The organism is Alteromonas sp. AWM4_230 (assembly GCF_056158305.1).
This window is the reverse complement of the sequence record NZ_JBSWTB010000001.1, coordinates 1,484,735-1,509,458: the sequence shown is the minus strand read 5'-3', so window position 1 is coordinate 1,509,458 and position 24,724 is coordinate 1,484,735. Positions and strand designations below refer to the sequence as shown.

Sequence of the window (24,724 nt, the reverse complement as noted above, 5' to 3'; positions counted from 1 at the left end):
AATAATGCATAAACATGCGGAAAAGACTGGAATCCTCTAATAATAAATAACGACAAGAAAGGCGCATGCCGCGAGCAATACCGCTCGCAGGTTTAAAAGACGTCTAATAATGTTGTGATACGCAAACCTAGGCGCATCTACACGCAACGCATACCTTGCCCAGTCAAAAGGTTGAAGGAGTTAAGAGATGAGTTTATATAATCCCAATGATTCCCGGGACAACTGTGGGTTTGGCTTAATTGCTCACACTCATGGGGAAGCCAGTCACGAATTGGTAACTACTGCTATACACGGTCTTGACCGTATGCAGCATCGTGGCGGTATCGCCGCCGACGGGAAAACCGGTGACGGCTGTGGTTTATTACTACAGAAACCGGATGCGTTCTTCCATGCAATCGCCGAAGAAAATGGCTGGAAACTCAGCAAAAAATACGGCGTGGGCATGATTTTCTTAAGTCAGGACCCGGTACTTGCGCAAACTGCGCGTGAAGTACTTAATGAAGAACTAGAAAAAGAAACACTTTCAGTAGTGGGATGGCGCGAAGTGCCTGTCGACCGCTCAGTACTGGGTGAATTAGCGCTGACCGGCGTTCCACAGATCGAACAGGTTTTTGTGAACGCCCCTGCGGGCTGGAGAAAACGCGACCTAGAGCGTCGTTTGTATATGATCCGTCGCCGCGCTGAAAAACGTCTTGAAAAAGATCCCGATTTTTACGTAGCTTGTTTATCAGGCTTGGTAACTATCTATAAAGGCTTGGTAATGCCAAAAGATTTACCCGCCTTTTATCACGATCTTGCCGATGAACGTATGCAAAGCGCAATCTGTGTTTTCCACCAACGCTTTTCAACGAATACACTACCACGCTGGCCGCTAGCCCAACCTTTCCGTTTCCTTGCCCATAATGGTGAAATTAACACTATTAAAGGTAACCGCGATTGGGCGATGGCTCGTGCTGCTAAGTTTTCAACGCCGCTTATCCCCGACCTTAAAGATGCCGCACCTTTTGTAAATACTGAAGGTTCAGACTCATCGTCACTGGATAACATGCTGGAACTATTCCTCAGCCGGTGGTATGGATTTATTCCGCGCCATGCGCTTGCTTGTTCCACCTGCATATCAAAATAACAAAACCATGGATGATGACCTTCGAGCATTCTACGAGTTTAACTCGATGCACATGGAACCATGGGATGGCCCTGCCGGCATTGTATTAACGAATGGCCGTCACGTTGCCTGTAACCTGGATAGAAATGGCCTACGTCCAGCACGTTACGTTATCACCAAAAACGGGTTTATTACTCTTGCCTCAGAAGTGGGTATTTGGGACTACGAGCAAGCTGACGTTATTGAGAAAGGCCGAGTAGGCCCAGGTGAAATGCTTGCTGTAGATACCTACACAGGCAAAATATGGCGTTCTACAGAAATTGATGACGACTTAAAAGCGCGTCATCCATATAAAGAGTGGCTAGAAAAACACATTCGTCGCTTGACCCCTATCGAGCAGCTTGACGCCTCTCTAATTGGCAAACGCGTGTTTGACGATGATGCCATGGCGGTATATCACAAGCTACACGCCTACAGCTACGAAGAAATTCAGCAAGTGGTTAAAGTGCTTGCAAAAGACGGTCAAGAAGCCGTTGGTTCAATGGGTGACGACACCCCAATGGCGGTTATGTCATCGCGCCAGCGTACTGTTTACGATTACTTCCGTCAGCAATTTGCACAGGTTACTAACCCGCCTATCGACCCGCTACGTGAAAACCACGTTATGTCGTTAGCAACCTGTATTGGCCGCGAGCAAAACGTCTTTAGCGAAACTTCAGGTTACGCTGACCGCGTGTTGTTCGACTCGCCTGTATTAATGTATACCGATCTTAAGCAGCTGCGTGAATTTAACCCTGACAACTACTATTCAGAGGTTGTAGAGCTTCAATACTCACCGCAAGAAGGTTTAAAGAAAGCCATCGAGCGCGTGTGTAACGAAGTAGAAATGCTGGTTAAGAACAAGCGTGCAGCATTCGTTATTCTGTCTGACAGAAACATTAAGCAAAACCGTTTGGTTATTCCAGCAGCTATGGCGGTAGGTGCGGTACAGCGCCGTCTTGTTGAAAAGTCATTGCGCTGTGACGCGAACGTTGTTGTTGAGACAGCAAGTGCCCGCGATCCACACCATTTCGCGGTGTTGATTGGCTTAGGTGCCACTGCGGTTTACCCATTCCTAGCATATGAAACTATTGAGCAGCTTTGTGAAAAAGGCGAGCTAGATATTTCTCCTATGCAGGCCACGTTGAACTACCGTAAGGGTATCAACAAAGGCTTGTACAAGATCATGTCGAAAATGGGTATTAGCACTGTTGCTAGCTACCGTAGCTCTAAACTGTTTGAAGCAGTGGGTATTAACAACGAAGTGATGAAGTTATGCTTTAAAGGTGTGACCTCACGCATTCAAGGTGCGGGCTTCGATGATTTCCAGCAAGATCTTATCAACCTAAACCGTATTGCTTGGCTTAAGCGTAAATCTGTCGATCACGGCGGCTTGCTTAAATACGTTCACGGTGGCGAATATCACGCCTATAACCCAGACGTAGTGAGTACGCTTCAAAAGGCTGTGGTGTCAGGTAACTACGACGACTATCAGCAATATGCCAAGCTTGTTAACGACCGTGCGCCAGCGCACATTCGTGACTTGCTAGCTATTAACCCTGATTGCGATCCTATTGATGTTAGCGAAGTAGAAGCAGCGGAGAACTTATTCCCGCGCTTTGATACCGCAGCCATGTCAATCGGTGCACTAAGCCCTGAAGCGCACGAAGCGCTAGCGATTGCCATGAACCGCTTAGGCGGTCAGTCTAACTCAGGTGAAGGCGGCGAACACCCTTCTCGTTTTGGTACTGAAAAGAATTCTAAAATTAAGCAAGTTGCGTCAGGTCGCTTCGGTGTAACACCTCACTATTTGGTTAACGCTAACGTTATCCAAATTAAAGTGGCGCAAGGTGCTAAACCGGGTGAAGGTGGTCAGCTTCCTGGTGATAAAGTAAATAAGTACATCGCACAGCTTCGTTTCTCTGTGCCAGGTGTAACCCTTATTTCACCACCACCGCACCACGATATCTATTCAATTGAAGATTTGGCTCAGCTAATTTTTGATTTGAAGCAGGTTAATCCAACGGCACTTATATCGGTTAAGCTGGTATCTGAGCCGGGTGTAGGCACCATTGCAACAGGTGTAGCAAAAGCTTATGCCGACCTTATTACCGTTTCAGGCTACGACGGCGGTACAGGAGCAAGCCCATTAACGTCTGTTAAGTACGCCGGTAGTCCGTTCGAACTAGGCCTATCTGAAACGCAACAAGCCCTAATTGAAAACGGCTTGCGTCATAAAGTACGCGTTCAAACCGACGGAGGTTTGAAGACCGGTCTTGACGTAGTTAAGGCAGGTATTTTAGGTGCTGAGAGCTTTGGTTTTGGTACAGGCCCAATGGTAGCGCTTGGTTGTAAATACTTACGAATTTGCCACTTAAACAACTGTGCGACCGGTGTAGCAACGCAGGATCAAAAGCTGCGTGACGATCACTTTATTGGCTTACCTGACATGGTGATGAACTACTTCAAGTTTATCGCTCAGGAAGTACGTGAGATCATGGCGTCTATGGGTGTGGCTAAGTTCGACGACTTAGTTGGCCGCACAGAGCTACTTAAAGTGCTAGACGGCATTACTGCTAAACAAAATCGCTTGGACCTGTCGCCACTACTTGCGCAGCCTAAAGCGGGCGACCACACTCGCCTATTCTGCTCGCAAACCACTAACGCGCCTATCGATAAAGGCGAGTTAAATGCTCAGATGCTTAAAGATGCTCAGCAAGCTGTGGTAGATGGTGAGTCAATTACCCTTAAATACCCTGTACGCAATACTGACCGCTCTGTAGGCGCTCTGCTGTCGGGTGAAATTGCTAAACATCACGGTAATCACGACTTTGAAGATACACCGATTAAAGTTGAACTTACCGGCACAGCGGGTCAGAGCTTTGGCGTGTGGAATGCTGGCGGCTTACATATGCACCTTGAGGGTGATGCCAACGATTACGTAGGTAAAGGTATGACTGGCGGTAAGCTTGTTATCCACCCGCCGCGCGATATCTCGTATGACGCCCACGACAGCGCCATTATGGGTAACACCTGCCTTTACGGTGCAACAGGCGGTAAGCTGTTTGCTGCTGGCCGTGCTGGTGAGCGCTTTGGCGTACGTAACTCTGGTGCTATTGCGGTAGTTGAAGGCATTGGCGATAACGGCTGTGAGTATATGACAGGCGGTATCGTGGCTGTACTTGGTCCGGTTGGTGTTAACTTCGGTGCAGGTATGACTGGTGGTTTTGCTTATCTTATGGATGATGGCGACGACCTTGATAACCGCGTGAACGCCGAACTGGTCGATGTAATGCCAATTGAAGATAAAGCGATTCTTGCTGAGCACTTACGTGGCTTAATTAATCAGCATTACGAAGAAACAGGAAGCGAGCACTCGTTGTCGTTGCTTACTGACTTCGCCGCAACGCTGAAACGCTTCAAGCTTATTAAGCCAAAAACCAGTGATGTGAAAAACTTGCTTGGTCACATCAGTCGTTCAAGTGCTGAATTACGCATTCAGGCTCAGTAGGAGGATTTAGTTTATGGCAAAGAACGTATATCAATTTGTCGATGTTGAACGTATCGATCCGCCTAAAAAGCCGATCATGGTACGTAAGCAAGAGTTCGCGGAAATTTATCAGCCGCTAAGCCAATCTCAAACCGAAGGCCAAGCAGATCGCTGCTTGGACTGCGGTAACCCATACTGTGAATGGAAGTGCCCTGTGCACAACTACATTCCCCAATGGTTAAGCTTGGCAAATGAAGGCCGTATTCTAGAAGCGGCAGAACTTTCTCATAAAACCAACAGCTTGCCGGAAGTATGTGGTCGCGTATGCCCGCAGGACAGACTTTGCGAAGGTGCGTGTACGCTGAATGACGATTTTGGTGCTGTTACCATCGGTAGTATTGAAAAATACATTACCGATACGGCATTCAAAATGGGCTGGCGCCCAGATATGTCTGACGTGGTATGGACCGACAAGAAAGTGGCGATTGTAGGTGCAGGCCCTGCGGGTCTTGCATGTGCTGATATTCTCGTTCGCAACGGCGTTAAACCTGTTGTTTACGATAAATACGAAGAAATTGGTGGCCTACTTACATTTGGTATTCCGTCTTTTAAATTAGAGAAAGACGTAATTAAGCTACGCCGCCAAATTTTTACCGAGATGGGTGTTGAGTTCGTACTCAATACCGAAATTGGTAAAGACATCCAGTTCCAGGATTTGCTTGATAAATACGATGCAGTATTTCTGGGCATGGGTACGTACAAGTCGATGCAAGGTGGTTTCGATAACGAACACGTTGAAGGCGTATATGACGCACTTCCTTTCCTTATCGCCAACACCAACCGCGTAATGGGTCTTGAAAAAGACCCTGCTGACTTTGTTGACATGAAAGGCAAGCGTGTTGTTGTGCTAGGTGGTGGTGATACCACTATGGACTGTGTACGCACCTCTATTCGTCAAGACGCTGCGCAAGTAACCTGTGCGTATCGTCGTGACGAAGAAAGTATGCCTGGTTCACGCCGCGAAGTAGTTAACGCTAAAGAAGAGGGTGTTGAATTCAAATTCAATCTACAGCCTCTTGATATAGCCGTTGATGAAAACGGAAAAGCCTGTGGCGTTAAGTTCGTAAAAACAGAAATGGGGCCGCCAGATGTAAATGGTCGCCGCCGCCCTGTTGAAGTAGAAGGTTCTGAACACGTACTTGAAGCAGATGCAGTTATCATTGCATTTGGTTTCCAACCAAGCCCTGCACCATGGTTTGCCGATTTCGGCATTATGCTTGATGAGAAAGGTCGTGTACGCGCGCCTTCTGCTGGTAAGTTTGCCTTCCAAACCTCACACCCTCAAGTTTTTGCTGGTGGTGATATGGTGCGTGGTAGTGACCTGGTTGTTACCGCTATCGACGAAGGCCGTAAAGCTGCCGAAGGTATCATGGATTATATTGGCGTTTAACCTTCGCGAATATTCCTGGTCATTAAAAGCTCGATAGCCTCGCTATCGAGCTTTTTTGTTTTACACGCCACAGAAGATACGAAAAGCTCTACTTACATACCTTAATAGACCAAGGTTTAGTTGAAGCAAAAGCGCAACGCCTCTAGTATCGTAACAAGGAATTAAGAATATCGCCCACTGGATGAAGAACCTACCTATGAAGCACGTCAACACTAAGAAGCTTTTATTTTGTTTAGCATTAGCCTCAGGAAGTGCCTGTTTTGCAGACACTCTTTCAGTAGATTCTTCGTCGAACGCCCAAGTTAATGAGCAAAAAGTTAACCAGGGTGCGATGCCGTCTTTAAGCCAACCTTCTATTGTGTCGTGCCCCGCCGAGTTCCAGCAGGTGAAAATATCTAATGATGCAAGACAGTGCCAAGCCTTCGAAAAAGACACGTCGGCAGTTATGGTTTATCACTCACCACGCTCCCCAAGTGAGATACTTAGCGAATACCAAGGCGCTCACCCACTACTTAAACCCCATCCAGCTATTAGAGGCCGTACATTATTGTCCTCTCAAGATAATGCCGTAAGGGTAGTTATAAGCCCTGACAATGCCGGTTCTCAGGTTGATATTCTAGTCACCTCAAAAAATCAATAAATACATCGTAGAAATTTGCCAACAAAGCTAATGTTGGCACCCGCTTTGCAATTTCATCAATAACTACTTCATGACAGCAATAAGCGTCATTTTTATGACGCCTATGCCGTAAACGAAGCACATGCCGCTAAGCTATATACACTGGGCCAGGCTGACCTTCAGTTACTCATGTCATGACTTTTTCTATTGATATTTGCGAGGGTTACGATGGAATTGGCAATTATTTTAATGATGTTACTTATAGTCGTTGCACTAGGTGCCATAAAGTTGTCAGACGGTGGAGTGGCATTTCCATTTAGGCGGAAAGCACAACTGTTCACTCCGGTAGAGCATACTTTTTTAAACCTTATTGAACAGGCCATGGGTCGAGAGTTTAGAATAGTGTGCCGCGTACGTCTTAATGACCTTGTATCAGTACGTCAATCAACCAACAAGAAGACAGCAAGCCAAGCGCTTAGCAGAGCATCTAGCAGACAACTCGACTTTGTACTGGTCGATAAACAAGATATGAGCCCTGTTATGGCTATCGATTTGGTTCACAGCCAAGGCAAAGAAGGCTATAAAACGCAAAAAGACTGGTTTGTAACGGGCGCTTTAGATGCTGCAGGCCTTCCGCACGCAAGGATTAAAGTTAAATCTGGCTACACGGTTGACGATATTCGCGAGTGCTTGGAAAACAAACTGATTCCTTTTCGCCGTTTACAAAATAAAATGGCACAGCTACCTACGCACAACCCAGAACCACCTAAGCGCCCTACCCGTCCTGTGCGTTCAAGCAGACCAGCTGCCGCCTGATACGGTTAATCAGAGCTTCCCCTAGCCTTTGTTACTTTGCTGTTTTCTTACTCTCAAATAGCGGTAACAAAGGCATTTTTCTGTCAGTTTCTCTATTTTCCTTATACAATTAGTGCATTCAATAGCGTGTTCACGCTTTTAACTCTCTTAACACCCTCGGTAATGTTATGAAAAAAATTGGTATTTTAGGTGCAATGGATGAAGAAGTTGCGCTACTTAAAGCATCGCTTTGGAACGTAAAAGAAACACAGTGGAAACACCTTACATTCTATGAAGGCACACTCAACGACATTGAAGTGGTGTTGGTTAAATGCGGCATTGGTAAAGTAGCAGCGGCTATCGCTACCACTGTATTGATTGAGCAGTACGCTCCTGATGCAGTTGTTAATACAGGTTCTGCAGGTGGTTTTGACAAGAACCTGAATATTGGTGACTTAGTGATAGCAAGTCACGTTATTCACCACGACGCCGATTTAACCCATTTTGGTTACAAGCTGGGTCAATGTGCAGGTATGCCTGAAGATTTTCGCTGTGATACCGCATTGATGGAAACAGCACGTAGTGCAGCTGCAGAGATAACTTCATTACAATCGACAACGGGCTTGATTTGCACTGGTGATGCATTTATCGGGAGCGATGAAGCGGTGGCGGAATTGCGTGAAAACTTTCCTGATATGAAAGCGGTAGAAATGGAAGGTGCGGCTATCGGTCAAACCTGCCATATGCTAGATACACCGTTTCTTGTGATTCGCTCGTTATCAGATATTGCTGGTAAAACATCGTCAGTGAGCTTTAAAGAATATTTAGACACTGCTGCTAAGCATTCTGCACAGCTAGTTATGGCAATGATCAAGGCCCTCGCAAAATAATATGACAGAGGTAATTAGCGACCCGCAATATCAGTCGCTATTAGTACTTTGGCTGGCTCTCGCCGTAGACGCATTGTGGCGCTGGCCTCAAAGTACACATCCCCTAACACTTATGCGCTATCTTGTTTTGCAAATGGGACGAAAGGTAGTGCCATCCCGAGACTTCGGCCCGTCTCAACACTACATTTCAGGTTCGTTAGCCGCTCTAGTTTTACTTGCGCCTTTAGTAGTTTGTATTGCCATCTTAGTGTATATGGCTCAGTACCCCGTTTTCTTTGAAGCAATCATTCTCGTCGCGCTGCTCGATTTTGGCTACCAGCGCCAGCAGTATAAAAAAGTGCTGGCAAGTGTAGGTAGAAACAAAAAGTCTCTTGCCCGAGAAATGGTCCAAACCATTACCGCACGACAATGTAACTCTCTAACAGATATTGGTATTGCTAAAGCAGCGATTGAGTCGCTTTGGCTTAAATTTCTTTACCTGTATTGCGGCGTTATTTTTTACTTTGTGGTTGCAGGGCCAATAGGCGCATTAATCTATAGGTTACTTTTGCTTACGTCGTGGCAATGGCACTACCGCACGCCTGCAATGGCACTCTTTGCAAAACCCGTTCGCAAACTGGTTTATCTACTTTCCCTTCCACCCGCTGCTATTGGTGGCTTTATAACTCTGTTGATTAGCCACCCCGTAAAAGGCATTAGCGCTATAAAACGCTCACCAGTAAAAGATAAGACGTCACTACTTCTGGCGCTTATGGGTGGTGTACTAGATGTAAAACTGGGGGGCCCTGCCATTTATGCCAATAAGAAAATCCGATATGCCCGCGTAGGAGGCATAAATGACGTTAAGTATTCTCACATGTTAAAAGCTAAAAACACGGTTACTTTGGCAATGATAGCAACGAGTGCATTTGCATCTTTAACCCTGTTTGCCATGGCCGTCGCGCTATGAAAATATTGCGCGCACTAAGCGCTTTTTCTTTTTTTATGCTGTGCTCAATGCCTATTTGCGCACATGCCAACAAAGCAACAGAGCCTACCGTCGGGACAAGAAAAATTACCAACGAAGAGCAACTTCCTTCCGGCGGTTTAAATGAACAATTGGATGCGGAACCTTCCTACTTAAAAATAATTAGCCTTGCACCACACCTTACAGAATGGGCATTTAGTTTAGGTTTAGGGTCAAACCTTGTAGGTGTAAGCGACTACAGTGACTATCCAGAAGCTGCCAAGAGTATTCAACGAATAGCCGATTTTCAAGGTGCTGACATTGCGGCAATAGTGGCATTAGAACCAGATTTAATACTTGCTTGGGACGGAGGTAACAAACCTCAGGATATACATAGACTTTCTTCAATGGGGCTTAATGTATTTACCAGCAAGGTTGGAAATATCACAGATATTGCTAGTGAAATAAAAAGGCTTGGTGCACTTACTAACACGCAAAAAAAAGCCACCCAGCTCGCCAATGATTTTCTCAGCGAGTTAAAAAACCTAAGACAAAAATACGATAAGAAGCCACGTAAACCAGTGTTTTACTATTCATGGACGGCGCCACTTATGACTATTGGCCCCAATGCATGGGGAAATAAACTATTAAATGTTTGTGGGGCGCAAACGCTATTTCACGATAGCCCGATAGATTACCCTCAAGTAGCGGTTAAAGACGTGCTAGTTCGCAAACCTCATGCACTCATTGCCGCCTCCAAGAGTTCACACGAAGACCTAGAAGTATTCTGGCGCGCTCATCGCGGGTTTCTTGATGCACCGCTTATTGTGGTCGACCCGGATGTCACTAGCCGCTTTTCACTACGATTAATAAATGAACTAAAATCATTATGTGAAGGTATTAAATAAAACGCATAAGCGTTATACTTAAGTCTAAAATATCAGTAAGAAGGTAAGAGCATCATTTCATGCGGATTGTTGTTGCGGGTTTTCTAGTTATTGTTAGTGTTGCATTATTCGTTTCGCTTCAGTGTACAGCGAAAGCGACCGCACAAGCTTCTGTTGCCGCTTCTCCCTATCTTATCGAACGTGTGGCTAATAATGACTGGCTGCTTATTGATGTTCGCTCACCTAAAGAATTTGCCGATGGCCACATTCCTGGTGCCGTGAATATGCCCCACGAGAACATCAATGACTACCTCAGCGAATTAGAAGGCCACAAAAACAAACCTATCATCATTTACTGCCGTTCCGGTAGACGCGCTAAATTGGCGATGAAAGTGTTGGAAGAACTCGATTTCTCCGAAGTCATGCATTTAGAAGGCGACATGTTAGGCTGGAGCGCGGCAGGCATGACAGTTGACAGAATGTAGTCTAGTTGCTTTCCCCTGAAAACCACGCAATGCGCTAAAAACCAAGCGCTTAGCTGATAACTGTGTGTAACGCATCCCCTGTGATACACTCTTTTTATTCGACGATTGCATGAAACACCTATGAAAATAGATATTGCTACTCCGGCTATGTTATTTCCGGCAATTTCTTTATTGCTTCTAGCCTATACCAATCGCTTTTTAACCCTTGCAACTATCATCCGAAACTTTTCAAAAGAAGAGAAAGATGACAACACTCAAGCCCAAATAAAAAACCTTCGGTTGCGCATTCAACTGATTAAGCGTATGCAAATAGCGGGGGTGGGCAGCTTTTTTCTTTGTGTGGTCTCAATGTTGGCCATTTATCTCACCTATCAACAAGTGGGAAACTGGGTATTCGCAGCAAGTTTAGTGTCACTACTCTATTCATTGTGGATGTCGGTAAGAGAAATTCTAATTTCTGTAGAAGCGTTAGATGTTCACCTTGATGGGATGAAAAACGCTCCACAAAAAGAAAAAGTATGAAACCCTCTAACCATCTGAGCCACATAATTCAGAGTGACATTTACTACGAGCCGCTAGCGCCTGAGTTTTTTGCTGGCGTTATTTCTCTTGGTAACTTAGTGCACGGAGACAACTACCTGACCGATGCGTTGCTCGCTGATTACTACACCAAAAGTTTTGTTGGCAATACTAATGCTAGCTGGGTAGCACTATACAAAAATAAGGTGGTGGGTTTCAGGCTTACCTTTGCACATACGCAGTGGCAAACCGATGAGTGGTGTACGCCTACTCTTTGGCCCGTAGAGTCAAATACCGTATGTTATTTTAAATGCAACACTGTAGACCCCGCCATGCAGGGTTGTGGAATTGGCAGTGCGCTATTACGCAAGTCTATAAAGTGTGCGCAAGCTCAAGGTGCAGAAGCGGGTTTAGCGCATATTTGGTTGGCAAGCCCGGGCAATAGTGCATTTAAATACTTCACCAAAAATGGCGGCCAATTGATAAAAAAACACGCCAACAAATGGCGCTACGCATCTATTCACGAGGGCTATGATTGCCCAGTCTGTGAGGGCTACTGTGAATGTGAAGGTGCGGAAATGCTACTACAATTCTAATGCCCAACATGACGTAAACGCTCACAGCCATCTTATTTTATGACCTACGACCCTCTTATTTCCCGCGGCGTTTCATCAATGCTTCCCGCGCCCAAAAGCTACTGGCATGCCACGCATAAGGTGCCAGCACTGCCGCCTTTGAACAAAAAGGTTGATTCCGAATATCTCGTTATCGGGGGTGGCTATACCGGCTTGTCTGCTGCAATTACGCTTGCTCAAGCTAAGCATGATGTTACGCTACTTGATGCAAACTCACTTGGGTTCGGCTGTGCAGGCCGCAATGGCGGCTTTATCCTCTCTGGAAGCGGTAGACTGTCGTTAAGCGCTATAGAAGATAAATGGGGTCATACAGTTGCTACGGGCATGCAGGCCGAGTTTGACGGCGCCGTGGATTTGCTTAAAAAGCGTATTACAGCCTTTGATATGCAGGTCGATTTAGTAGAAGGGCCTTATTTAAAATTGGCCCATAACGTTAAGCAAGCCGAGCAACTATACGCCAGTGCTAATCATCTAGCATCAAGCTTCAATGTACCAAGCACTACCCTCACTTCAAAAGACCTTGCTGCCCGTTTTGGAATAAACGGGGCTTACGGTGGCATTGAACTTGAAGGTGCATGCTTACACCCTTTAAAACTGGCAAGTGAATATGCAAGTTTCGCTAAAGAACTTGGTGCCACACTTTTTTACGACTCACCAGCCATTCGCATTGAAAAGCAAAAAACAGGGTTCCTTGTCACCACGCCGAGCGGCTCGGTATCTGCTAAGCATTTACTCATTGCTACTAACGCCTATACCCCCAAACGCTTTCACGACAGCGTAGATAATAAGCAATTCCCCGTACAGTCGAGTATCTTTGTTACCGCCCCTTTAAATAAGGAACAACGCGCATCGACCGGGTTGACCACCCCCATGAGCTTTATGGATACGCGAATGATGAAATACTACTATCGGGTATTGCCAGATGGTCGATTGTTATTTGGCGGTCGTGGTGCCGTAAAAGGTAAAGATGCAGATAACGCTTCAGAGAAGCAGCGCTTATACCGCGCTATGGTTAAAAGCTTCCCCTCACTTAGCGGAATCGCCATGGATTATTTTTGGAGTGGTTGGGTGAGCGTGTCGCTAGATAGCATGCCACGTATTTTCGTAGACAGTGAAGCCAGCAGTAATAACGCAAACCGTTCTGCTTATTCTATCGGTTATGCTATGGGGTATTGTGGTTCAGGGGTTTCCTTTGCCGCCTTTGCCGGGCAGCGGCTTGCTCAGCGAATGATGGGCACAAGCGACCTCGACTTATCTCTTCCTATTTATCAATCGCCCCTTAAAAAATATCCATTTCCCAAGGCAAGAAGACTAGCGCTGCACGGTTTATATCAGTGGGCTAAAATTGCAGAGCGTTAGTCTTAGTAGATTGTTTACGAAAAGTCTGCCGTATTCACCATTGCGCACTGTTCGTTATTTAGGCTATGTTAGTATTCTAATCACTGACGGAGCCACCTCATGTCATACATCGATGCCTTTGCTGTAGCCGTTCCCACAGAAAACAAAGCGTTATACATTGAACACGCCAAACTCGCTGGCGATATTTTTAAAGAGTATGGTGCCACTAAAATTCTTGAAGCTTGGGGTGACGATGTACCCGACGGTGAGATAACGTCTTTTCCTTTAGCGGTACAAGCCAAAGAAAATGAAACCGTGGTGTTTTCTATCGCGTTCTGGCCATCAAAAGAAGTACGCGATACTGCGTGGAAAAAAGTAATGGAAGATCCACGAATGCAGGAGAACGAAAACCCCATGCCTTTTGACGGTAAACGCCTTATTTACGGGGGCTTCGTTCCTATGTTGGAATTGTAACACTATCAGTTTCAGCTATTTCATATCCTCTATTTTCTTTAGCGCCGACGGCAAATCGGCGTTTAGCTTTTTGTACCTGCGGTATACGATATAGACGACCACGCTGTTTATCACCAGCTGCGTGCCCCACAGAGTATAGGCGTTGAACATGACTACGTTGAAAATGGCTAATACAAATAACCCACACCAAAGTGCTGCACACCCATAAAGACTAATTTTCCAGTAATGTAACTGCTGCTGTAGCTGGGTTTGTTTAAATGACAGCATCGAATGCACATCTAACGTTTGAGCTTTCCACTGTTTTTGTCTTACCCGATATCCCCATACCCCAAAAGCGGCAGGGATAGGCGCCAGTACCGTGAATAACAAAAATTGGTACGTGGAGAGCGGCTCAAACAATACCAAAGTCAAACACCACACTGAAACCGCAAGCCCGAGTAGCAAATCAACGGCACCTTTTAGTTTTAGTTTAAACCTCACGCTTTTGATTTCTTTAAACAGTGAATCTGTATCTACCGAAGGGGTTGCATTCTTATAGGCACTTTGCCACTGTGAAAATTGCTTATCTAACTCGCTCATTTGCGGGCTGTTGGCGCTAGTATCTGATTCTTGGTCACGCACACCTTCTCTGTATTCGCTAACGAGTTTTTTATCCTCGCTAATAGCTTTTTTATCTTCGCTAATCACTTTTTTGTTGTCGCTCATGGCTGCTGCTCCATTACCTGAGTAAGCTGTTGGCGGGCTCGAGCTATTCGCTTGGCGACAGCGCCCTCGTTGATGCCCAACATATTGGCTATTTCTATCTGACTGAACCCTTCTAGCATCATAGAAAGTACCTGTCTGTACTTTATTTCTAGCTGACGTAAGCCTGTCATAAGATCCATCGCATTCTCTTGCAACGTCGCATCACGAGATGAACCGGCGCCCGGTGCATTAGAGGGGTCAAATTCTCCGTCGTGGGTGAACTCTTTGTGTCGCTGCTCTTTAATTACGTGGTCTACCGCCTTGTTATGCGCAATTTTGGCCACAAAGGTTTTCACACTCGCCTCACCGCGAAAGCCACTATCACTACCTTTCGAAGCTCCATCAAAGGCGCGCCAGACCGCCAGTGACATTTCTTGTATCAGTTCATCTTGAAGTGATTTATTGGCCTCAAACGTTGCGGCAATACGCGCCATAAGCGGCGCGTATTCACTGAGCAGTTTTTCTATTTGAATGGTTTCTTTCACTGCAATTCCATTTTTATTCTTATTAATTCCACGCATTAAATAGCTGGTAACTTTTTTGTTGTCGATTAGCGAAACAAACGTTGGTAAGCAATAAAGCACACACAAGAAACAACAGGGCCGAACACTAACCCCGACAGTGCGAAGGTATAAGGTGCAAGTGCAACTGTTAAGAAAATCATGGCACCTATTACCAACATTGGCTTATAAGCTCCCGCTACTGTAGCAATACTATTTGAAAATGACGCTGAAAGTGAACGATGCTTTAAAATAAGCAACATAGGTACAAATAAAAGCAGTAGGTTTATTGGTGTTGCCGAGCCCATCATTAGGCTTACTTTCCACGCCGGTACGTCTACCACATTACCGCTTGCTAATGCCGCTACTGGTTCTGCTCCCATTAACATAGCGCCAATTTGAAACTGCATCCATGCGATCAACGGACCGGTTAAACTCCAAAGTGCGATGTTTGCCCATGAACGTACGGTTCCGCCCGTTAAGCTTACCTTGCCTTTTACCGCTAAATTAGCAATGGCCAACCACATTACTGTGGCTAAAAGCGGGCTTACCCATTTAGATATCCCTAAACCTACAGGACCTGCCAAAGCCTGCATAAGGCCAGCAGTAAGTAGCGTAGCAAATGAGAGCCCTAATAGTTTAAATGGCGCTTTTGCAAAAAGCTGCCAGCCCTCTTTAAGCCATGTGAGCGCTTCTTTAGCTTGAAGACTTTGGTTAACTTGTTGGTATGTTGCACGGGTTGTAGTTACAGTTGTCATCACATTATCCTTTCGCATTGCGTAAGCGTATATTTAAAGGTCAGTTGACCTAAGTATCATTGGAATTTCACCCAGGCTGCTACGCGTAAACTGCTCATCGTACAGTTGGGATTATTGTTTAACTTTTCCCCTATAGACGATGGCTATGACAAAAAACTGACAAACTTTTTTCAAAAAAAGTGAATAAAATTAAAAATAAAATTAAATCAACCATTTAAACAATAAAAAGCAAATCCCTCACGCCCAAACGGGAAGTACAACGCTGTTGCATATCAGCAAAAAATCCTTTTTTTAGAAAGTTCGCCCTTTCTTGAACGAGATATTTAAGGCAAAAAAAAGCCCGCTTAAATAAGCGGGCTTTCCAATACTAGCTTAGTGAAGCGTTAAGCTAACGTGATACGGGCAAACTTGCGTTTACCTACTTGATACACGTTTTCACCTTTTTCAGTGAGCACTAAACGGGTGTCTTCTACTTTGTCGCCGTTTATTTTAACTGCGCCCTGTTTGATCATGCGCATGGCATCTGACGTTGAACCAACAAGTTTCGCTTCTTTTAATAAATTGCCGATAGCGATGCCTTCTTCACCTAGCGCTACTTCAAGCTCTGGCATGTCATCAGGAATAGCATTTTTCTGGAAGCGTTGAATAAAGTCTTGGTGCGCGCCTTCAGCGGCAGCATCGTCGTGGAAACGAGCGATAATTTCTTTTGCCAACATGATTTTGATATCACGCGGATTTTCACCGCCTTCAACGCGCGCTTTAAGCTCTGCTATCTCTTCTAACGGACGGAAGCTGATAAGGTCGTAGTAACGCCACATCAAGTCATCAGAGATAGACATCACTTTACCAAACATATCGTTTGGCGCGTCTGTGATACCAATGTAGTTGTTCAATGACTTCGACATCTTTTGAACACCGTCTAAGCCTTCAAGTAGCGGAACCATCACAATTGACTGCTGCTTTTGGCCTTGCTCTTTTTGAAGCTCACGGCCCATTAGCAAGTTGAAACGCTGGTCAGTACCGCCCATTTCAACGTCTGACTCAAGGGCTACCGAGTCCCAACCTTGCACCAGTGGATATAGGAATTCGTGGATAGCAATAGGCTGGCCGTTGTTGTAGCGCTTCTTAAAATCATCACGCTCTAGCATACGCGCCACGGTTTGGCTTGCCGCAAGTTTGATCATACCCGCCGCACCAAGACCGTCCATCCACTCAGAGTTAAAACGAATTTCCGTTTTATCTTCATCAAGGATCTTGAACACTTGTTCTTGATACGTTTTAGCGTTTTCTAATACCTGTTCTTTACTTAAAGGCTTGCGTGTGACATTTTTACCTGTAGGATCGCCAATTAGGCCAGTAAAATCACCAATAAGAAAAACAACTTTGTGGCCTAGTTGCTGGAATGTACGCAACTTGTTGAGCAACACAGTATGACCTAGATGCAGATCAGGCGCAGTTGGATCAAAACCCGCTTTAATGGTTAGGGTTTTGCCGGATTTTAGTTTTTCAATTAAATCCTCTTCGGGGAGTATTTCATCAACGCCCCGTTTAATCTCAGCTATCGCTGTTTGCCAATCTTTCATTTGTTAATCACACTCTACATAACTGTACATTCAATATTGGCGGGCATTTTACGCGTACAACGGAACCATTAAAAGCTTTGCGCGTCAAAAAAGGATTACAAACAGTCATGTTGTTAAACCCAACAGCTTTGAACGCAAAATTAGCGTATTAATATAGCTGAACTGAAAGAGAGGGGAAGGGCTTTCGCAAACACGCGGTAACCCCACCCATGGGCGCTCCGCCACCGCTTCCCTGCGGTGGAGAGTTTGCTCCAACCCTCCCCTTACATTCACTGATATTTAGATAGCGCATTATGTAATTGCGAGTTTAAGAGCTATTGGGTGTAACAATTTGCGCTAACAAAATAATGAGAAAAGTTGCATTTTTAAGCAACGTATGTGAAATAGTGTTGTGCACATAACATTTCTCAGGTGGGTTGTAGTATGAGAAAGAAATTAGACGCTTCTAAAGCGCTACATTTATATAAAAATTTACCTAAGCAACATAGAACCGGCATTGCTATCGCAAGCTTGTTTCTTGGCGGGCTTATCCTTTTGCCGTCGGAGTCTGTAGAGGCTAGCCGTCATCAAGAGGCACATATCTTAGACGCAGGTGTCCGCTACCCTGTAGATCTTAACATTACACCGTCAACCGACGTTTTTTCGAATGAAGAAGAGTCTACTTGGCAAACGTATAAAGTGCGAAGTGGCGATACCCTAGCAAAGCTTTTTAAGCGTGCAGGGTTCACATCGCGCGATGTTTACAATGTGACTCAGGCTGGTGAACTAACAAAAACGCTTGTTACTTTACTGCCTGGCGACGAATTATCGTTTAAAGCGAACAAAGACGGTAGCTTCGGCGAGTTAAAGTACAAGCTATCTTCAACGGAGACTCTTTTCGTTCGTCCGGATTCGACTGACGAGAACAGCAGTCTTGTCGCTGAATTAGAAAAACGCGATGTAGATATTCGCTACAACTTTGCCCAAGGTGAAATTCACTCAAGCTTTTGGAATGCCGCGAGAGATGCTGGGCTTACCAGCAACCAAATTATGAATTTGGCAGGTATTTTCGGCTGGGACATAGATTTCGCGATGGAAATACGCTCTGGTGATACGTTCAACGTTGTTTTTGAAGAGCAATACATTGATGGCGAATTCGTAGGATACGGCGATATCGTAGCGGCTGAATTTACCAACCAAGGCGAACAGTTCAGTGCAATCCTTCATGAAGACGGTACCTACTACACCCCGGAAGGTCGTAGTATGCGCAAGAGCTTTTTACGTGCGCCAGTTAATTTCAGATACGTCAGCTCTAATTTCACGAAGGCACGTTTCCACCCAGTACAAAAACGCTGGAAAGCACACCGTGGTACCGACTACGTAGCAGCCGTTGGTACACCAATTATGGCCGCTGGCGATGGAAAAGTTATCAAAGCAGGCTATGATAAATATAACGGTCATCATGTATTTATCCAGCACGGCGAGAAATACACCACTAAGTACCTTCACTTTAAAAAACGTGCGGTCAAAGTGGGCGACATCGTTAAACAGGGCCAAACGGTCGGTTACCTTGGAAGTTCTGGCATGGTGACAGGTGCACATCTTCACTATGAATTTTTAGTAGATGGTGTGCATAGAAATCCACGCACTGTAGAGCTGCCAAAAGCTTTACCCATAGCAAAGGAAGAGCGAGAAAGATTTATGGAAATTGCAAAACTTCGTCAGCAGCAACTCAACAACAACAAGCGTATTATGCTCGCGATGAAATAGTTGCGCTATGGCAAAATATATTGGCTTGATGTCAGGCACAAGCATGGACGGCGTTGACGCCGTTCTATGCGACATCTCTGCAACGACGTGCAAAACGCTTTCAGCACATACCATCCCCTACCCTAGCGAACTGCTTCACGCGCTTAATGATTTGTGTAATGAAGGCCCTGACGAGCTCAACACGCTTGGCATTGCAGATAGACTCGTTGCAGAAGCCTTTTCAGAAGTTACGTTAGCGTTACTTGATAAAAACAATCTTAATGCGTCAGATATCACTGCCATTGGATCTCACGGCCAAACAGTGCGGCACTACCCAAACTCTGATGTGATGTCTGGCCATTTTACCAGCCATTCTATCCGAGGCTTCACTTGTCAGATTGGCGACCCTAACACTATCGCTGCGCTAACCGGCATTGATGTTATCGCCGATTTTAGGCGCAAAGATATTGCGTTAGGCGGACAAGGTGCACCCCTGGTCCCCGCTTTTCATAATGCGGTCTTCGCCACTGAAAACAAATATCGAGCGTTGGTAAATATTGGCGGTATCGCAAACATCTCATTGCTTGCGCCAAAGCAAGATAGCACACCACCTAGAGGGTTTGATACTGGGCCAGGTAACACCTTGATGGACCAATGGATTAGCCTACATTTAAATGAAAGTTTCGATAAAGACGGGAAATGGGCCGCGACAGGACAATGCCATAGCGGCTTACTAGGCAGGTTTTTATTAGATAACTACTTTTCTTTACCCGCACCTAAGAGCACAGGTAGAGAGCATTTCAATATTGATTGGTTAAGCAACGCCCTTGCCGATTACTTTCCCTCTAGTGCTGATTTACAAAGCGACGAAGAAAACAATAATTTAGCTCCAGAGGATGTTCAAGCCACTTTGCTTAGCCTTACCGGCAGCACCATCGCTCAGGAAATAATGAAACACCTCCCAAAAGCGAGCAATGCGAACTTACAAAGTGAAGTGATTGTGTGCGGTGGCGGCGCGTTTAATAAAGCGTTAATGGTCTATTTAAACAACGCTTTGAGCGACTATGCCGTAGCTGACAGTTATGCTCTGGGCATACATCCACAGCATGTAGAAGGCGCTGCGTTTGCGTGGTTTGCACATGCTTATTTGCATGATATTCCCGGTAATGTGCCTACAGTGACTGGCGCTTCAAAAGCAGCGGTTTTAGGTGCGCTATTTAAAAAAGCATAAAAAAGAGCCACTGATGCAATCAGCGGCCCTTTGATACCATTCATTCAGAAGTACTATTTAGCGATTTCCATTTCCATATCTTTTAATGTGCTAACATCACTATCAGAATGTGGTTTAGCAATGCTCTTTTTGGCTCGCATATCGAAATAGCCATAACCGCCCACAAGTAAAAAGCAGATGGCCGGTACGACGTAAGATACAACCACACCAGCACTGTCAATAATGGCTGCTTGGAAGAGTGGCATGATAGCGCCGCCGAGAATCGCCATCACAAGGCCAGCTGCGCCTAGTTTGGTATCTTCACCCAGCCCTTCAAGCGCAATGCCGTAAATCGTTGGAAACATTAGTGACAAACAAGCAGAGATAGATACCAATGCGATTACGCCTGCTAAATTAGGAGACTGTGTCATGAAGATACATAGCGCCATGGCAACCAGTGACATGATCATTAGTAGTCTAGCTGGGTAGAGATATTGCATTACCCACGTCATCACAAAGCGAGAAATTAGAAATACAATCATGCTGTACTGTAAGATTTCGCCACCACTCACCTCATTGCCGCCAGTCGCTTTCATCGCATATTGAATAGTGAAGGTCCACACGCATGTTTGTGCGCCAACGTTGAAAAACTGAGCCAATACACCAAAACGGTAATGCCTGTTAGCAACTAAGCGCTTAAGCGATGCGCCCAATTTAACGTCTTCCACACTTGACTCAACCGATTCTTGAATTGGCGCTTTAATTAGGAAGATAGCAACCCAAACTAAAACAAGCACACATGCCATACCTACGTAAGGAAGCATTACTGCATCAAGCTCCGCCCCTATCACGTTTTTAAGCTCGCTTACTGACATGGCGGCACGCTCTTGTGCAGATGCTTGATTCAAATTTGGCAATATAAGTGTTGCGGCCAAAAATACACCTAAATTGGTACCGACAGGGTTAAACGCTTGCGCTAAATTTAAACGACGTGTCGCACTTTTTTGATTTCCCATCGCCATAACGTAAGGGTTGGCCGACGTTTCAAGAATAGATAAGCCACCAGCCAATACAAAAAGAGCGGCTAGAAAAAAACCATACGTCATAGTTTGGCTAGCAGGGTAGAAAAGAAATGCTCCCGCGGCCGCGCAGCCCAATCCTGTCAAAACGCCTGTTTTGTAAGAAAAGCGCTTGTTAATAAAAGCAGCTGGAATGGCTAAGCAAAAATATGCGCCATAGTAAGCAAATTGAACCAGTGCCGATTGCAGAGACGACATAGTAAATATCTTACTAAATACCTTTACCAAAGGGTCTGTCATGTTCGCAGCCACACCCCATGCAGCAAAGCAAATCGTTAACAATACAAAGGGAATCAGTGTGTCTTTGGAAACCAAAGGGGCGTTGTTTTTCATAAAAACGGCCTTTCGCTTGTAAAAAATTAGTTAAGCAATTTAAGCACCGACCATTTCCTCTGTCAATAAATCAATTTAATTTATTTATACTAAAATACGTTAAGAATTAGACTTTATATTTAGATGAGCATTAACAAAATAATCCCACCCACTTCTATTCATTACAACCACAAATAAAAATCCACTTAATAATCAGAATGATACATGAATAAGATAACTAACCGAAAAAATTTTATCGTGACGCGTTCATTTCCAAGACACCATTTTTTTATTAACCAAAAATACACAAAATTAGAAAATCAAATAAATAAACATGGTTGATTTATTGGCAAAGGTTCGTTAAATTTCGTCAAAAGCATAGACATGTTAAAACGCTGTAACGAGAGCCCGCTCTGATTTATCTAGCGTCAACAAAGAGTTAGCAAAGAATGTTTAGATGCCATCAGTCACACGCTCGTAACAAGCTACGGCTGATAAACATTTTTAATTGAGAGAATAACGATGAAAACAACTACAGCTACACGTCGCCTTTCTAGATATAAGAGAGGGTCATACACCACAATACTCGCTGGTACCGTTCTTTTTGCTGCCACCGCGTCAGCATCACAAAGTAAGTTTCAAGAAGCGTTTGACTTTCAAGCAAGTTACACAGGCGAGTCAGCAACCAACATTGACGGTGGTGAGCGCAGAGGTAGTGCCTATGCTGGTCAGCTTTTTGTAGGTGGAGAACTCGACTTAAATACGTTAGCAGGTTGGGATGACACTAAAATTCATATTGCCATGACAAATCGACACGGTAAAAACTTAGCCGAGCACTACATCGGAAACAGCACATCTGTACAAGAGATCTTTGGCGGTCAAAATACCCGTCTTGCACGGTTTACGATTTCTTCCACATTTCTTGATGGCGATTTAGAACTAGAAGGTGGCCGTACTGTAGCGAATATCAGCTTTTTAGGCTCTGAACTTTGCCAGTACTTTCAAACCAATGCTGCCTGTGGGAACCCGACTTTTGTATTTAGAACCAGTAATTTTACTTGGTGGCCGGTTTCGAGTTGGGGTGGCCATGCTAAATACTGGCTTTCACCAAAAACATACTTTCATACCGGCGTGTACGAAGATAATACCAGTCATCAGGACTTAGGCGATCACGGCTTCGATTGGGCGACTAATGAAGCTACTGGCGTTGTTGTTCCGTTCACTCTAGGGTATCAAACTACTTGGGATAATGACGAACTACCAAGAAGATATGAAATTGGCGGTTGGTATGATGGCGCAGACTACACCGATCCTGTCTTTGATGATGAAGGCAACTATGCGGCGCAAACAGGTAATGATTACGCTGTTAGAAACGGTCGCTCGGGTATATTTGCTCGATTTGAACAAACTGTTACTCGCCCTAACCCACTCACGAAAGAAGGGTTAACGCTTTTCGGCGCCGTGCTAACCGGTACATCTGGCGAATTGATTGAAGACTATTATGTCAAAGCAGGCTTTGTACTAAGAGGTACCATGGCGTCACGTCCTGACGATACTCTGGGCTTCGTGTTTACCCGTCAGCAATACAGTGATGAAGCGCTAGAGGATCAGCGTATATTAAGAGCCATAAACGGCGGGGTTGGTACTCCAGCAAGTAGCCAAACCATGTTAGAGCTGAGTTATGGCTATCAACTCAACGACCACGTAAGGATTCAGCCAAACGTTCACTACATCATCAATCCCGACCAATTCGCAGAGCGCGACAGAGTAATGGCACTTGATGATGCTATTGTTCTAGGCCTAAGGTTCGACGTCAACCTAGCAGCTTTACTGTAAAGTTTTTCTCCCTGCAATACACTCAATAGCGCCTTCGGGCGCTCTTTTATAAATCCAACTCCCCGCTATTCCTGTATTCAATACTTATCTTATGGCGTTTATAGCGCTAACAAGCGTAACGCTTCATCAACAAACTCTTCTTCGTTGAATAAGGAATACGAATGACAGACTCAGTACTTTTCAGCTCGTTCGATTGGGCAGGTAACACATTGCAAAACCGCATGGTATTGGCACCAATGACAAGAGGTAGAGCGGGCGCCGACCGCATACCCAATAAAATTATGGGCGATCACTATGTTCAGCGTGCAGATGCAGGGCTTATTATCACTGAAGCAACGACCATATCAGAAGAAGGCATTGGTTGGGTTGATACCCCTGGAATTTACACTGACGAGATGGTTGAAGGCTGGCGCTCAATCGTGAACCGCGTTCATGAAGCGGGTGGAAAGATTGTACTTCAACTCTGGCACACCGGGCGCGCATCTCACAGCGACTTTCACAACGGTAATTTACCTCTTTCAGCATCTGCTATCAAAATTGAAGGCGATGAGATTCACACGCCTAAGGGCAAAAAGCCCTACGAGGTGCCGAAAGCCATGACATTTGATGATATAAAGCGCACTGTAGAAGACTACAAAAAGGCAGCTATTAACGCCAAAGCTGCAGGGTTTGATGGCGTGGAAGTACATGCGGCAAATGGCTACCTTATAAACCAATTCTTAGATAGCCGTAGCAACCAACGCGACGATAATTACGGAGGTGGCGTAGACAATCGATATCGCTTCTTAAGCGAGGTAATGAACGCAGTACTGAGCGTATGGGAAAAAGAGCATGTCGGTGTAAGGTTATCGCCAAATGGCGCATTTAACGACATGGGTGCTGACGACTTTCGAGAAACCTTTACTTATGTGGCCCAACAGCTAAATAAACTAGAGATAGGCTATTTACATGTAATGGATGGCCTAGCATTCGGGTTTCATGAGCGTGGTGAAGCCATGACGTTAGCAGAATTCAGGGCCCTTTTTGACGGTATGTTGATGGGGAATTGTGGCTATACAAAAGAAGAAGCGGAAAAGCGGTTATCTGACGGTGATGGAGACATGATTGCTTTTGGAAGACCTTGGATCACAAACCCGGATCTACCTACTCGCTTTAAACACGGCTACCTGTTAGCGTCGTTTGACGATCCGTCTGCATGGTACGGGGGAGGTGAAGAAGGCTATAACGACTTTGACACTTACCGAGAAAAAAGCGGAAAAGACGCGATGACGTCGCTAACCTAAATTAGCTAAGGGCAGAGCA

20 protein-coding genes and 1 pseudogene are annotated in these 24,724 nt (G+C 45.2%); 16 read left to right on the top strand and 5 right to left on the bottom strand.

What is annotated here, in order from left to right:
- Window positions 1-187: 187 nt before the first annotated feature.
- The 12 genes and pseudogenes from gltB (at window position 188) to ACXACS_RS06350 (ending at window position 13,672) form a co-directional block, all read left to right on the top strand.
- Window positions 188-4,655 (top strand): annotated as a pseudogene (gene gltB / locus ACXACS_RS06405) (glutamate synthase large subunit).
- Window positions 4,656-4,668: 13 nt separating this feature from the next.
- Complete coding sequence (locus ACXACS_RS06400) at window positions 4,669-6,084, top strand: FAD-dependent oxidoreductase (RefSeq protein ID WP_474805255.1); 1,416 nt, start codon at window positions 4,669-4,671, stop codon at window positions 6,082-6,084.
- Between the two features lie 196 nt (window positions 6,085-6,280).
- Window positions 6,281-6,724 (top strand): hypothetical protein, encoded by a 444-nt coding sequence (locus ACXACS_RS06395; RefSeq protein WP_474805254.1) that lies wholly within the window; start codon window positions 6,281-6,283, stop codon window positions 6,722-6,724.
- A 207-nt stretch (window positions 6,725-6,931) separates the two neighbouring features.
- Window positions 6,932-7,519, top strand: a complete 588-nt coding sequence (locus ACXACS_RS06390; RefSeq protein ID WP_474805253.1) for a DUF2726 domain-containing protein — start codon at window positions 6,932-6,934, stop codon at window positions 7,517-7,519.
- Between the two features lie 167 nt (window positions 7,520-7,686).
- The gene (locus tag ACXACS_RS06385) at window positions 7,687-8,388 is read left to right on the top strand and encodes a 5'-methylthioadenosine/adenosylhomocysteine nucleosidase (protein WP_474805252.1); all 702 of its coding nucleotides are present in this window, start codon (window positions 7,687-7,689) and stop codon (window positions 8,386-8,388) included.
- 1 nt (window position 8,389) lies between these two features.
- Window positions 8,390-9,337, top strand: a complete 948-nt coding sequence (locus ACXACS_RS06380) for a cobalamin biosynthesis protein CobD/CbiB (RefSeq protein ID WP_474805251.1) — start codon at window positions 8,390-8,392, stop codon at window positions 9,335-9,337.
- A complete protein-coding gene (locus ACXACS_RS06375; protein WP_474805250.1) occupies window positions 9,334-10,242 on the top strand; it encodes a cobalamin-binding protein in 909 nt (302 codons plus the stop codon). Before ACXACS_RS06380 ends, ACXACS_RS06375 begins: the two co-directional genes overlap by 4 nt.
- Window positions 10,243-10,301: 59 nt before the next feature.
- Window positions 10,302-10,706, top strand: coding sequence for a rhodanese-like domain-containing protein (locus ACXACS_RS06370; protein ID WP_474805249.1), 405 nt, complete (start codon window positions 10,302-10,304; stop codon window positions 10,704-10,706).
- Window positions 10,707-10,826: 120 nt separating this feature from the next.
- On the top strand, window positions 10,827-11,228 hold the full coding sequence (locus tag ACXACS_RS06365; protein WP_071815818.1) for a DUF2721 domain-containing protein: 402 nt from the start codon (window positions 10,827-10,829) through the stop codon (window positions 11,226-11,228).
- The gene (locus ACXACS_RS06360; protein WP_474805246.1) at window positions 11,225-11,821 is read left to right on the top strand and encodes a GNAT family N-acetyltransferase; all 597 of its coding nucleotides are present in this window, start codon (window positions 11,225-11,227) and stop codon (window positions 11,819-11,821) included. The genes ACXACS_RS06365 and ACXACS_RS06360 overlap by 4 nt, the downstream gene beginning before the upstream one ends.
- A 39-nt stretch (window positions 11,822-11,860) precedes the next feature.
- Window positions 11,861-13,219: an NAD(P)/FAD-dependent oxidoreductase gene (locus ACXACS_RS06355; protein WP_474805244.1), complete on the top strand. Its 1,359-nt coding sequence runs from the start codon at window positions 11,861-11,863 to the stop codon at window positions 13,217-13,219.
- A 99-nt stretch (window positions 13,220-13,318) separates the two neighbouring features.
- Window positions 13,319-13,672, top strand: coding sequence for a DUF1428 domain-containing protein (locus tag ACXACS_RS06350; RefSeq protein ID WP_474805242.1), 354 nt, complete (start codon window positions 13,319-13,321; stop codon window positions 13,670-13,672).
- A 15-nt stretch (window positions 13,673-13,687) separates the two neighbouring features.
- Here ACXACS_RS06350 and ACXACS_RS06345 read toward each other — a convergent pair whose 3' ends face one another.
- The 4 genes from ACXACS_RS06345 to tyrS all read right to left on the bottom strand — a co-directional run bounded on the left by ACXACS_RS06345 (window position 13,688) and on the right by tyrS (window position 17,257).
- Window positions 13,688-14,377, bottom strand: coding sequence for a hypothetical protein (locus ACXACS_RS06345; RefSeq protein WP_474805241.1), 690 nt, complete (start codon window positions 14,375-14,377; stop codon window positions 13,688-13,690).
- Entirely contained in the window at window positions 14,374-14,901 is a 528-nt protein-coding gene (locus ACXACS_RS06340) for an RNA polymerase sigma factor (RefSeq protein WP_474805239.1), read from the bottom strand. Before ACXACS_RS06340 ends, ACXACS_RS06345 begins: the two co-directional genes overlap by 4 nt.
- Before the next feature lie 65 nt (window positions 14,902-14,966).
- Window positions 14,967-15,674, bottom strand: coding sequence for a hypothetical protein (locus ACXACS_RS06335; protein ID WP_474805237.1), 708 nt, complete (start codon window positions 15,672-15,674; stop codon window positions 14,967-14,969).
- Between the two features lie 383 nt (window positions 15,675-16,057).
- The gene (gene tyrS / locus ACXACS_RS06330; RefSeq protein ID WP_474805235.1) at window positions 16,058-17,257 is read right to left on the bottom strand and encodes a tyrosine--tRNA ligase; all 1,200 of its coding nucleotides are present in this window, start codon (window positions 17,255-17,257) and stop codon (window positions 16,058-16,060) included.
- Between the two features lie 423 nt (window positions 17,258-17,680).
- Here tyrS and ACXACS_RS06325 point away from each other — a divergent pair, with 423 nt between their 5' ends.
- On the top strand, window positions 17,681-19,006 hold the full coding sequence (locus ACXACS_RS06325) for an OapA family protein (RefSeq protein WP_269916719.1): 1,326 nt from the start codon (window positions 17,681-17,683) through the stop codon (window positions 19,004-19,006).
- Window positions 19,007-19,013: 7 nt separating this feature from the next.
- Window positions 19,014-20,216, top strand: a complete 1,203-nt coding sequence (locus ACXACS_RS06320; RefSeq protein ID WP_474805233.1) for an anhydro-N-acetylmuramic acid kinase — start codon at window positions 19,014-19,016, stop codon at window positions 20,214-20,216.
- Window positions 20,217-20,269: 53 nt separating this feature from the next.
- On the opposite strand, the gene fucP is transcribed toward ACXACS_RS06320, so the two are convergent.
- Complete coding sequence (fucP, locus tag ACXACS_RS06315; protein ID WP_474805231.1) at window positions 20,270-21,607, bottom strand: L-fucose:H+ symporter permease; 1,338 nt, start codon at window positions 21,605-21,607, stop codon at window positions 20,270-20,272.
- Window positions 21,608-22,108: 501 nt separating this feature from the next.
- Here fucP and ACXACS_RS06310 point away from each other — a divergent pair.
- Both ACXACS_RS06310 and ACXACS_RS06305 read left to right on the top strand, forming a co-directional pair.
- Complete coding sequence (locus ACXACS_RS06310; protein WP_474805229.1) at window positions 22,109-23,422, top strand: carbohydrate porin; 1,314 nt, start codon at window positions 22,109-22,111, stop codon at window positions 23,420-23,422.
- Window positions 23,423-23,583: 161 nt separating this feature from the next.
- Entirely contained in the window at window positions 23,584-24,705 is a 1,122-nt protein-coding gene (locus ACXACS_RS06305) for an alkene reductase (RefSeq protein WP_474805227.1), read from the top strand.
- The last annotated feature ends 19 nt before the right edge of the window (window positions 24,706-24,724 follow it).